Origin of the sequence: Saccharicrinis sp. 156 (assembly GCF_050589685.1) — a bacterium.
GTDB lineage: Bacteria > Bacteroidota > Bacteroidia > Bacteroidales > Marinilabiliaceae > Saccharicrinis.
Genome location: NZ_JBNGOS010000006.1, coordinates 172,998 through 185,385, shown reverse-complemented (window position 1 = coordinate 185,385; position 12,388 = coordinate 172,998). Strand labels below are relative to the sequence as shown.

Sequence of the window (12,388 nt, the reverse complement as noted above, 5' to 3'; positions counted from 1 at the left end):
TTTGTTTTAATTTAATGTTTTAGCTCGCTGAGCTTGATTGTGTACGCCTCCACTTTTTCGTTGTCAATACTCCATATTTCGTATCGCAGCGTTGGATCAGATGATGTTGTATTGAAGATAAGCTTCCCAAACGAACATTTTTCACGGTAGCACAATATTCTTTCAGGGTCGTCCATACAATCATGCGTGTGTGTATTTATCAGTTTCGAACTTTCCATTTCATATAATGGGTAACCGTTTTCGCGCTCAATTTTCCATAAGTCGCTGCGGTGTCGGTCGGCAGACAGAAGCACAACGCCTTCAATTTTATTTTCAGCCAGGAAATCGAAAATCTCCTTGCGTTCTTTTTTATATCCACGCCAGGTATCGAATCGCCCGGCCATACCTGCTTTAGCACCATATGCCCAAGGAACGCTGGAAACAATTACCTTAAATGTCCCTTTCGATGCCAGTAGTTTTTCCTTTAACCATTTTAATTGAACAGGACCCAACATTTGCGGATCTTTGATATTTCCATCTGCACTAGAAGGTTCACGATAGTAACGGCAGTCCAACATGAAGAAATCGATATCGGCCATTTGAAAATCGTACCATATACCGGGATTTTTATCACCACCTCCATAATAGGGATTGGCAAACTGATTTCGGAAAACTTCAAAAACCGGACGTTTCCATTTCGGTGAATCAATTTCCTTTCCACCAAACTCATCGTTATCGCCAAAATCGTGGTCATCCCAAATTGAAAGGATTGGTGTCCCCGATGAAAAATCACGAAACTCGGGTTTACTTTGCCTTCGAAAATAACAGTACCTTTGAATTTCAGCGTTCTCCGGATAGTCGATATAAACATTGTCGCCCAATAACAGCATTGCATTTAAATTATGCGATTTCAATGTATTCCACATGTACGAGTGCCAGGGAATGTAAGCGGCACCACCACCAAAAGCTACGGTAGTTTCGCCGGGCTGCCCTTCCACAGCTTGTGTTGTAAATTCGTAAACTTTATCTTGAATTTTACCATCAATCTTTACTTTGTAGAAATAGGTAGTTTTTGCCATGAGGCCTTTAGCATCAAGTTTTGCAGTATACTCTGAATCTCCACTTGTTTGTACTTCTGCAGTCAAAATCTCATTGTCGAAACTTCTATTCTCGCTTAAAACAATTTGGGCTTTTGATGTATGAGATGTACGCAACCAAATTTTTGCAGTGCTTGAAGTAGTATGCCCAATCATTGGACCATGAACGATTGTTGTCCCATTCTTTTTAATAAATTTCTTGAACTGGGGTAACTTATTTAAAGAAACAAGCATTTCGTGAGGACCTTGGTAGCGGTCGATACTTAAGCCCCAATTTAGCGACTTATGCACGTTTGCCATGGCCGAGTCGGCATTTCCCATTCGGGCAAAGGCCAATGCTTTCACAAAACAAGCCTCTGCATCAATTCCTTGTTTGTTGGCATGTTCAATGGCAGCTTTGGGATTTCCATTGGCAATCTCAATTAAATACTTAGTTACACCAGTTTTACGATTATACCAGGACTTGGCATTATCAGTATAGCGTAATTCAGGTTTGTTTTCCGGCCTATCTGCTTGACAAAAAGTAAAAAGAAATGCTACCAATACCAATAAAGCTATGTCTTTCATATTATTATTTATTTCGTTTGTATTCGATGTAATTCTCATTGAATTTTAATATTTAGGTTCTGTGTTTGTTTTTCTGAATGAGAATATGCGGAAACGGTGACCGCTAAAATCAAAAAAAAAGCTTTGAGGTTCATTTCGTTTTAATAAAAAATCTATTTAAGTCATTATTATAAATATTTTTCCGGAAAGCCCTTTCTTTTTGAAATTTCAAAGTTGCCCGCATTATACTTACTTAACAACCGTAAGTGTTACCGTCTTTAAATCTTCTGTTCTCGAAGAAGCGCCAACAGAAACCGTGAATGTTCCAGGTTCTACAACCTTGTTCATGTCCTGTGTTAAAACTGCGAGATTCTCCGAATTTAATTCAAACTCCACCTTTTGGGTTTCACCTGGTTTTAGGCTAATACGCTTAAATCCCTTCAGCATTTTTAAGTAACGGCCCACGGAGGCATAATCGTCGCGTATATACATTTGCACCACTTCATCGCCAGGCCGCATTCCGGTATTTGTAACATCCACTGACACCGTAGTGGCACCACCTGCTTGTATGACCGATTTCGCTAATACGGGATTTCCATACTCAAAAGTGGTATAACTTAAACCATACCCAAATGGGAACAATGGAGATTTATCGCTGTATTTATAACGACCTTTGCCATGACCCACAAAATCGGGACGCTCCAAATAAGTGACAGGTACTTGTCCAACGGATCGAGCAAATGAAACGGTTAATTTTCCTCCCGGGTTAACATCTCCAAAAATGACATTTGCGACAGCATCACCAGAGCGCATACCTAAATACCACGTTTCAAGAACTGAAGGTATGTTCTCAGCAATGTAGTTAATACTTAAAGGACGACCATTAATAAGCACTACAATAATGGGCTTACCCGTTTTATGGATAGCCTCAACCAATTCATTTTGAACACCTGTTAAATCAAGATCGTCACGGTCTTCGCCTTCTCCACATGTTCTGCGGGAACCTCCAACGACAAGTATTACAGCATCGGATTTTTTTGCTGCTGCTATGGCTTGTGAAAAACCTGCTCTGGATTCTCCTTGTAAGTCACATCCCTGGGCATAATTTATTTTTACTTTTCCATCTACTTTTTTAGTTAATCCATCTAAAACAGAGACATAATAAGGGGGTAGGCCGGAATATCCACCTAATAATGAATAGGTGCCACTTTTAGGTTTAAGTTGATGTGCATTGGGGCCAATAACCGCTAACGACTTAAGCCTTGCCATATCGAGGGGTAACAAATCATCCTCATTTTTTAATAATACGATGGCTTTTTCTGCCATTTCCTGAGCAAAGTCCTGATGCTCAGTCCGACTAACAACGGTGTCAGTTTTAAATTCATTGCCCGAAGAAGCAAACAAACCCAACTTGTATTTTGCTGTTAAAATGCGTGATACAGAGCGATCAATATATTTAATCAAGTCAGGGTTTTGTTCCAAGGTATCTTTTAAGATGGAAGAACGATAGGAGGAAAGCGCAAGGGATTTATCCAGCACCAAATCCATATCCACACCAGCTTTAAGCCCAAGAATGGCTGCTTTTGTTCTGGTCTCAGGAATAAAATGCATCGTTTCAAGTCTTCCCACATCGTTATTGTCAGAAACAATAAAACCATCAAAGCCAAGCTCCTTTCGCAATATATCATTAAGCAACCAGGAATTCATATGACAAGGTACACCATTAAAATCCTGGTGTCCGGGCATTATACTACCAATTTGGGCTTCTTTTACCGCTGCCTCAAATGGCGGAAGGTACACTTCGCGTAAACGGCGCTCCGACATATCGCTAAAACCTGCGTTTATACCACGTTGGTTTTCGGGGTAACCAACAAAATGCTTTGCCGTTGCCATAATATGGTTTTCGTCAAATTGTTCCTCTCCCATACCTTGCATTCCCTGTATAAAAGCAACCCCCATGCGTGCCACCAAATAGGGGTCTTCTCCGAAAGATTCTTCGACTCTTCCGTAGCGAGGGTCGCCTGATATGACATCCAGATTAGGCGAATAGCAGTGTGTAATATTTAGAGCGCGGGCTTCCAATGCCGTTTGTGAAGCCATTTTTTTTATTAATTCCGGATCCCAGGTAGACCCATTGGCAATTGCCTGTGGGTAAACCGTAACGCCATTAAACCATAAACCATGTAATGCTTCGCCAAATTTCATAAAAGGAATACCTAACCTTTTGTTTGCCGGCACATCTTGTGTCATCTGTGCAATCTTCTCATCCAGCGTCATCTGATCTATAAGAGATTCAACTTTTCCTGTAATGTCAGCAACTGTTGGGTCTTTCGTCTCCGTTTGCTCTGGTTGACATCCCCCCAAAAATACAATCGCCAAAATAAAAATCAGTTGTGGTTTTATATTCATTTTTTTTATTTTGTTTGTTCTCAATAAGGGATATAAACTGCCATTTTTAATTTTTTTTTACCTCAAGAATTCTCCCCTGTGTATTCTAAAACTGTGCTTTTTCCAATTCTTATGTGCAGCGAACACTTTGTTTTCCCTTTAGATTCTCATGCTCGCGCCAAACCCAAACAAACTTCAAATTAAGCCAGTTGGGGCTGTCTGTAAAACCCAACTTCTGCCCCGATGAATAGTGACAGGTGTTTCGCTTGGATTTGAACTCTCTAGCTCAAACGCTCTATTTTCTGACCAATCACTAGTTGGTAAGACCAAATCGATATTCCTCACCTCTGCGGTCAACAGGAGTAACACTGGTTTCAGGCTGTGCCTGATCGGCTGGCCAGAATAGAACCCAGTCACCGGGAGCTGTTTTGATGGTATAAACTCCTTGCTCGTTCCTCACTTTAACACCTTTAGAGTTAATCCATTTCGCATTTCCCAATTGTGTTTGCACTTCTACAGTTCCTCCCGCTTCTGCCTTTACAAGTACCCATTTTGTTTTTCCCTGCTCGCGGCGGGCACTAACCAGAAAACCACCTTCGCCGCGTAGTTGGTGAAACTGAGCATCCGGCCATTCTGTTGGCACTGCCGGGAAAATGCGCAGTTTTCCGCCCCAACTTTGCAGCAGCATTTCCTGCATCGCGGTGGCACCGTGTAGTGGCGTTTCCATCACAGGCAGGTGATCAATTTCGTAATAACAGGTATTTGGCTGCAAAAACGACTTCAGTCCATTAAGGAATCCAAAGGCCCGTTCGCCGTCGCCAAGCAGAGAGGCCATACACGAACCACCCGTAAAGGAATAGCCCATTGCCCGCCCGAAACTGTGCCAGTGGGTCAGGCTACGATCAATTAGTTCGCGGTCTGCCGACGATTCCGGAGTAAGGGTTCGCAAAGGATAAATAGCCATCAGGTGCGACCAGTGGCGATGACGCCCGGTCAGCTCAACGTCGCGGCCAATCATTCGTCCGCTCTCCTCATCGATGTGCACCGGCACGAGTTTTGCCTGAATTTCTTTCCAGACAGGAATCAGTGGCTCGTCTTTCTGCGACAGCTTCATTTCTTTTGCCAGTTCAAGCAAGCGACCTACGCCCCAGCCCAGCAAGTCTATATCGTAGGTACAATCAGCGGCTATCCGGTATTCGGGACTGAAGGTTTCGGGCAAGCTCAATTGGCCATCTTCATTTTCCACCAGAAAATGTCGGTAGTAATTCACAGCACGTGTAAGCAAAGGATAGAGTACGCTGTCTCGCAAATCTGTATCCTGCCAATAACGGTATTCCATGTCGACATTGTGGATTCCCCACAACAGGTTCCCGGTTTCACGGCCTATTTTTGCATCGAGGGGTTCGCGGCCTCCCGGCTGGCCCGCGTCACCCAGGAGATCCCATCCCGAAGTTGAACGGCCGAGGGCATAGGAATCGGCGCGGTAGGGTTCTGCAACATTTTGTGCAAGGTTATCGCGATTGATGTCAAGTCGATGACTCATAGCCGACACCATACTTCGTCGATTGGCCGTGTATCCCCCACTATGCGAAAGTTGCACATTCAGGTTCCACCACAGGGCAGGCCACGCAGTAAGTTGCAACCATGGCCCCTGATTGTCGATGATCCACCCTTTGTCGCGCGTGGCGCAGGCGAGTTTGTATTGCTGGATCCAATAGAAGGAGTCCCAGTAGCTATCGCCGGTGGAGATAAAACTTTGCGGATAATAGTCGTGCCACCAGGTGCGGTGCGCTTGCACCCATTCCGACTGGTCTGCCCGGGCGGCATTTCGCACGGCTGCAACAGCTTGATTTACGGCGTCCTTGTTCGGGAAGCTATGCTTGACGCTGAGCCAGAGAAGGGTTTTTCCGCCCACTGTTTTCTGTATCCAGGCGACGGCGGTCTGTCCTCCAGCATGGAGGTTGTGGACAGCTGTATGCACCCCGTCGTTGAGCGTTGTCAATTCTGGCGAAGGGTTTGCGGGGACGCGCTTTTCGTCAACCGGCTTTTTCAACGTCAGGGCACGCACCGCGCGGGGATTGCGCGCCTCCTCAGCCACATATACCAGCTTAGCCCCTTTGAGAGTGCCCTGGGCCAACAGCTCGAAACGCATGACGGGTTCGGTGGCGTGCACCAGTGTTGCCCAATCAAGCGTACCTCCTTTGGTGTTGAGCGTACCTGTTGCTTCGGCATCCCACAGCGAAAGGCGCGACTGGGCCATGGTGACATCTTCAGGGAGCTTTAGCTGCAGGTGGCCAATAAAATGCCGGCCGCAATTGAGCACGGTAGGGTTTTTATCTGAATAATCGTCCTTTTCAACCGGGCGATGATCGTGAGCCGCAGAACACCCAACATCCCATCGCAGAGTTTGCTCATCGAGCTTGTACATTAGCGTGCCTTGTTCCCCATTGCCAAGAAAAGGTGCATTAAACCAATTGTCTGGCAAGCTATCCCACAGCATATCATGATGGGCCATGAAGGAGGACCAGTGCACCTTATCGACCACCGGATCGGTAGCCCGCAGACTATTTGTAAGAAATAGTGTAAGTAATATTACAACTGCTCTTTTTGTCATTTTTCAATATTCATTTACTCTCCATAAAAAACATCATCCCAATCATCGGTACGGAAAGGCAGTGCAGGCAAACCTTGTAGGTTAAATAAAGTGGCGTTGGCATTGTTAGCCCAGTTGTACCGCACGGCCACCGGACGTTGCACTTTTGCTGAATTTAAGATAATTTTGTTGCCTTCTTGCTTCGCTCTTGCGGGGTAAAATATTTTGTTCTCTCCGGCCACATAAAACGAATAAATACCACCAATGGCAAATCCTGAAGAATACAACTCCGAACCCGGCGTTTCAAATTCCAGCACCATTTTTTCACCTTCAGCCTTATAAGAACTTAAAGCCGGCCCCTGATAAACCACATCGGTTTTTCCGTAGGTTTGATTTAAAGCCACTAAACTCAAACGGCGTCCAACTTCTCTTTTTTGTGGTGGATGAATGTCGTAAACAGCGCCAATGTCTTGCGTAGCTGCCACTCCGGTATTTTTCAGTTTTAAGGCTTCGCATTGAGCTTCTACAATTTGTGGCTGGCCATATTTATCGTCGTAAGCCCGAGGGGCTATTTGTACAAAATAGAAAGGAAAATCGCCAATGCCCCATTTTTCGCGCCAGCTGTTAATCATATTCGGAAAATGCGTTTTGTAATCCTTCCAGTTGGGCACATTGGATTCGCCCTGGTACCAAATGGCTCCTTTTATACAATAATTGATTAAAGGAGAAATCATTCCGTTGTACAAAACTGCCTTGTGTACATGTTTACGTCGGTGGTAAGACAGGCTAACCGGATATTTCGGATATATATTTATAATACCTTCTTTGTAATATTTTACTGCCTGAAAGTAATACGCACTATCCGCTTCAGCACTCTTTTCGAATTTATTTATCAAATCGAGTGTTTTTTCCGTATAAAATTCCTCAGGAGTCCATGGTTCAACAGGTGTTCCGCCCCAGGCTGATTGAATCAATCCAACCGGAGTATTCAAATTTTCATGAAGCTCCTTTCCATAAAAAAATCCAACGGCAGAAAACTTAAGCGCAGTTTCTGTAGTACATTCCACCCATTCACCTTCTATATCCTCAACCGGAGTTTGTGAGGGAACTTTAGGAACATTAAACATGCGAATTTTGTTGTAATTGGCTTTTTGTGCTTCTTCGTAGAACCCCACAATTGGTTTCTGCCCGGCGCGGAAGCCCAGCGCCCGCTCCATATTCGACTGCCCCGAACATAACCAAACCTCACCAAACAGAATATTGTTGATGGTTTCTTGCGATGAACCGGTAACTTTGATGGTTCCAGTTTTTCCGGCTTTGGGTGTAGTAATTTTTACCAGCCATTTACCTTCTTCGCTCGTTTCTGTTTTAACTGCTTTTGCCCACGAGGGTTTTACCGTAACTGTTTGTCCGGGATTATCCCATCCCCAGATTTTCACCTCGGCCGATTGCTGCAAACACATATTATCGGATAATATTGCAGGAAGTTTGGTTTGGGCGAATAAAGTTTGTGCTCCTAAAAAGAAGACAAGACACAGTAGCGTGTTTTTTATTAAACGTTTCATTTTATATTTTTTAGTCATTCGTATCCACTAAAATTGAAAAAGATTCGGTGCTGTACTAAGAAAAATAACGTTATTCATTTAAAAAGGTGCACGATTGTGCATTTCTCTTATAGATTGGTTTGACTTGAATGTTTTATTTTTCCGTGAATTGTTTTTGTTGCCAGGGAATTGTGCGGTTGAATATTTTGGCATATTTCTGATAGTTATTATAAGGTACCGCTTGTTGTTTCCATTTCAACAATTCCATATCGTATTTTGCACGCATTACCTTTAGCTGCTCTACATATTTTTCGTCGTTTGCAAGATTTTTCATCTCCATGGGATCAGAAGCCAGATTGTAAAGTTCCTCACATGGTTCCATTTCCGAATTTCCATACCACCAATAGGTATATTTCAAATCTTTTGTAATACAGGTAAGGCTTTGTATTGGTGCAGAGCCCCATACATTAATAAAAGCAAGTTGTTCATGAATATCGTGTTTCGGATTTTCCAACAACGGAACAAGGCTTGCGCCATCCATGTTTTTGGGTATTTGCACCCCAGCTAAATCAAGTATGGTTGGTGCAAAATCGATGTTTCCGGTAAGTGCGGCACACCGTATTTTTTTGCCTGCACTCTTGCTTCGTGGGTCGTAAATCATTAAAGGTGCCCGTGACGACTCTTCCATGGGAAGTACTTTTGATGCGTAGCCATGAGCACCACAAATATACCCGTTGTCACTGGTGAAAATGATTATCGTATTATCGGCAATTCCCTGTTCTTCCAACTCATCCATTATCATCCCAACGGCTACGTCTACAGCATAAATTAGTTGGTAGTATTTTGCCATAACGCCATCATAATCAGTGGAATATTTCCATTCATGGAACCTTTTGTACTGACGTCCCTGCTTGCTTTGCTCGGACATGTGTTCTCCCGCTTCGCGCCCAAAATTTGCTGGCTTGGTGAAGGATTTCCCTTCATAAATATGGTCAAATTTTGGATCGGGCGACACTGGGCGGTGAGGAGCTTTGAAACTAATGGATAAACAAAATGGTTTATCCTTTTTCACGGCTTCTCGAATCACATCCTGTCCAAAAGCGCCATAGGACAACGTAGAATGAGGAAAGTCTTTGGCGTATTTCGCCATGGAACTATTTTTCCTTGTTTCATAGTAAGTTTGTCCTGGACCACCACCCCATATCTTAAATTCCTTTTCACATAACCCCAGCCCATCCACTTCGAAACCAAATTTTCCGGCAAATGCCGTGAAGTATCCGGCCTCCCGCAAAAGCACCGAGTATGATTTTTTCCAGACTTCGGGTTTCATAATTCCATGAGAGAAATTAGTGCCCGTTTTGTATTCGTACATACCTGTCATTACCGTAGCCCGACTTGCCATGCAAATGGCAGTGGTATTGTAATGCTTTGTGAAAATCATACCCGCTTCCCCAATTTTATCCATATTTGGCGTTTCCACCTCATTATTTCCATAACATCCAACTGAAGATATGTTTTGGTCATCTGTCATTAGATAAATGATGTTAGGTTTTTGCCCTTTACTTTCAAAAACAACAAAAATAAAAATGGCGAATAAAACGGTTATTTGTTTCATGATTTTAATACTTAAAGTAAAAAGCCGCTGTCCATCCTGGGTGCGCATATTTTTCCGCTTGGCTCAATTTTACCCGATTGATTTATACCCCTTGTTGAATAAAATACCTCTTAAAATTAGTACATGCTACTTTATTTGAATTAAAGCCACGGCTTTGTCCAATCCTTCCGATTTGGCAGTAACCGTTACTTTACCCGCGTTTTTGCCGGCTTTCACAATCAGCAGGCACTTTCCGTTAAACGCCGTAATTTCATTTCCAACAAAACTTGCCTGGTTCAGAGGATCGCCATTGTCGATTCCAAGTATTGTAGCATCGCCTTCAATATTAAAAGAAATTTTGTTGGAAGCATCCGGTACAAACCGGTTCTGTACGTCCACAACATTAACTTCCAAATGCACAACATCGGTACGGTTTGCTTTTATAGTAGAATTGTCGACCAGCATTTCAATTTTTGCCGGTTTGCCGGCGGTTTCAATTTCCATTTCGCAGGATATTTCTCCGTTGCTTTTCCCTTTTGCCATCAAGATACCCGGCTGATAAGGAACCAGCCAAACCAAATCCATGTTGTCGCCCATTTCTTTTTCCCCCAGTGATTTACCATTCAAAAACAACTCAACACTTTCGCAGTTCGAATAGGCCACTACCGGAATTTCTACACCTTCTTTACCTTCCCAGTTCCAATGCGGAAAAATATGCACCATGGGTTCTTCTGTCCACTGACTTTTGTAGAAATAGTAGGTATCTTTTGGGAAACCGCACATGTCGATAATCCCAAAATTCCACAATTTTGCAGGCCAGCCAAACATGGTTTCGCCCAAATAATCGAAACCGGTCCAGCGGAATTCGCCGGCCATATAATCGAAATCGCGGGTGCGGCGCCACGAATCGCGTGCACCAATACGCACCATAGCGTTATCGTACGACGAACTGTAATATTTTGGATGATCGGGAAAAACTTCCTCTTCGGTTAAATTCGGCACTTTCATAATTCCGCCTAAAGGATTTTGTCCACGGTACCACGATTGTGTACGATAAATGCCTCGCGTTTGAAATGAGTGTGGCACTTCTGTGGCGATAAATTTTCTTTCGGGATATGTCTCATGATCTTTTTCGTACATAAAGCATGATCCGCCGCCGCCATTGTAACCAGTAATATCGAGCGCGCTGGCAAAGCCACTTTCGTTGGCCAGGTGCATGTGGGTAATTCCACAAGTAACCGGCCGCGTTGGATCATTCTCGCGAACGACGTCGATTAATTTGTTTAAACGCTCCACGCCTACTTCGAAACAAGCATCAGGTATTTCGTTTCCAACACTCCATATAATTACCGAAGGGTGGTTGCGGTCGCGTTTGATCAGTTCGGTTAAATCCTTTTCTGCCCACTCGTTAAATAACAAATGATAACCGTATTTTACTTTACCACGCGGAGGTTTAACTCCTCCAAATGGCCACGATTCCAACCACTCGTCAAAGGCCTCATCCATGACCATAAACCCCATGCTGTCGCACATATTTAAAAGCTCGTCGCAGGGTGGGTTATGGGCAGTACGGATGGCATTGCATCCCATTTCTTTTAAAATTTCAAGACGACGATGTAACACTCGATCATTAATGGCAGCCCCCAATGCTCCCAGATCGCTGTGGTTGTTCACGCCCTGAAACTTCATGCTTTTGCCATTTAGGGTAAAGCCATTGTCGGCTGAAAATGTAAATTCTCGGATACCAATGTTGGTTTCAACTTCGTCAACTATTTTATTTTTTTGACTGATTACAGTTTTCAATTTGTACAAGTTGGGTTGGTCGGGTGACCATAGTTCAGGTATCGCAACCGTAAGATTCTGAACAATTTCCTGAGAACCATCCTGTTCAAGATTAGCATCTGTTTCAAATTCGGCAACTAACTCTCCAGCCGGAGAATACAATTGATTTTGCAAACTAATAGATCGATCTGCATCATTATCGTTTATAATAGAAGTACTTACTTCAATTGCAGCCGAACCATCGTCTTTAATTTCGGTAGTGGCAAAAACACCGTGACGGGCAATGTGCAACTTATTTGTGGCAACTAGCCAAACATGGCGGTAAATGCCCGAACCTGTGTACCATCGCGCATTGGGTTGTTTCGAGTTATCGACACGAACTGCAAGTACATTCTCGCCATCGAAATTCAGATAGGGTGTTAAATCGTAATTAAAACTGATGTAACCGAAGGGACGTTTTCCCAAATAGTTCCCATTGATCCAAACTTCGCTGTTCATATAAACACCGCCAAATTCGATGCTTACCTTCGAGCCTTTGGAAATACCATCCAGGCTCAAAGCTTTTCTATACCATCCAATTCCGCCTGATGCAAATCCTCCGGATTTACCTGTAGGATTATCTTTTGAAAATGTATCGGAAATACTCCAGTCGTGCGGTACGTCAATTTTCTCCCATTTACTGTCGTCGAATGATTGTTCTTTGGCTTCAGGAAAATCGCCTTTTGAAAAAGTCCAGTCGAAATCGATTTTAACTTTTTGACGAGGAATCTCCGGTTTATTTTGAACACAACTGGAACACATAACTAATATTATCAGAAATACCAGTCCTTTGCAGAGGTTTTTAAGCATCATTTGTATTATTTAT

At 43.4% G+C, this 12,388-nt stretch carries 6 protein-coding genes; all 6 read right to left on the bottom strand.

Annotation, left to right across the window (positions count from 1 at the left end; translation table 11 throughout):
• Positions 1-11 precede the first annotated feature (11 nt).
• On the bottom strand, positions 12-1,682 hold the full coding sequence (locus tag ACRD64_RS05150; RefSeq protein ID WP_430932156.1) for an alkaline phosphatase D family protein: 1,671 nt from the start codon (positions 1,680-1,682) through the stop codon (positions 12-14).
• Positions 1,683-1,871: 189 nt separating this feature from the next.
• Positions 1,872-4,031 (bottom strand): glycoside hydrolase family 3 N-terminal domain-containing protein, encoded by a 2,160-nt coding sequence (locus ACRD64_RS05145; RefSeq protein WP_430932155.1) that lies wholly within the window; start codon positions 4,029-4,031, stop codon positions 1,872-1,874.
• A gap of 292 nt (positions 4,032-4,323) precedes the next feature.
• Positions 4,324-6,624 carry a glycosyl hydrolase family 95 catalytic domain-containing protein gene (locus tag ACRD64_RS05140; RefSeq protein ID WP_430932154.1) on the bottom strand — a complete coding sequence of 767 codons (2,301 nt, stop codon included), beginning with the start codon at positions 6,622-6,624 and terminating at the stop codon, positions 4,324-4,326.
• 14 nt (positions 6,625-6,638) lie between these two features.
• Entirely contained in the window at positions 6,639-8,168 is a 1,530-nt protein-coding gene (locus ACRD64_RS05135) for a sialate O-acetylesterase (protein WP_430932153.1), read from the bottom strand.
• A 133-nt stretch (positions 8,169-8,301) separates the two neighbouring features.
• On the bottom strand, positions 8,302-9,762 hold the full coding sequence (locus ACRD64_RS05130) for a sulfatase family protein (RefSeq protein WP_430932152.1): 1,461 nt from the start codon (positions 9,760-9,762) through the stop codon (positions 8,302-8,304).
• A 126-nt stretch (positions 9,763-9,888) separates the two neighbouring features.
• Positions 9,889-12,375, bottom strand: coding sequence for a glycoside hydrolase family 2 TIM barrel-domain containing protein (locus tag ACRD64_RS05125; RefSeq protein ID WP_430932151.1), 2,487 nt, complete (start codon positions 12,373-12,375; stop codon positions 9,889-9,891).
• Between the last annotated feature and the right edge of the window lie 13 nt (positions 12,376-12,388).

Coding starts and splice junctions, on each gene's coding strand:
- ACRD64_RS05150 (WP_430932156.1), bottom strand. CDS start 1,682: ATGAGAATTACATCGAATACAAACGAAATAAATAATAATATGAAAGAC.
- ACRD64_RS05145 (WP_430932155.1), bottom strand. CDS start 4,031: ATGAATATAAAACCACAACTGATTTTTATTTTGGCGATTGTATTTTTG.
- ACRD64_RS05140 (WP_430932154.1), bottom strand. CDS start 6,624: ATGACAAAAAGAGCAGTTGTAATATTACTTACACTATTTCTTACAAAT.
- ACRD64_RS05135 (WP_430932153.1), bottom strand. CDS start 8,168: ATGAAACGTTTAATAAAAAACACGCTACTGTGTCTTGTCTTCTTTTTA.
- ACRD64_RS05130 (WP_430932152.1), bottom strand. CDS start 9,762: ATGAAACAAATAACCGTTTTATTCGCCATTTTTATTTTTGTTGTTTTT.
- ACRD64_RS05125 (WP_430932151.1), bottom strand. CDS start 12,375: ATGATGCTTAAAAACCTCTGCAAAGGACTGGTATTTCTGATAATATTA.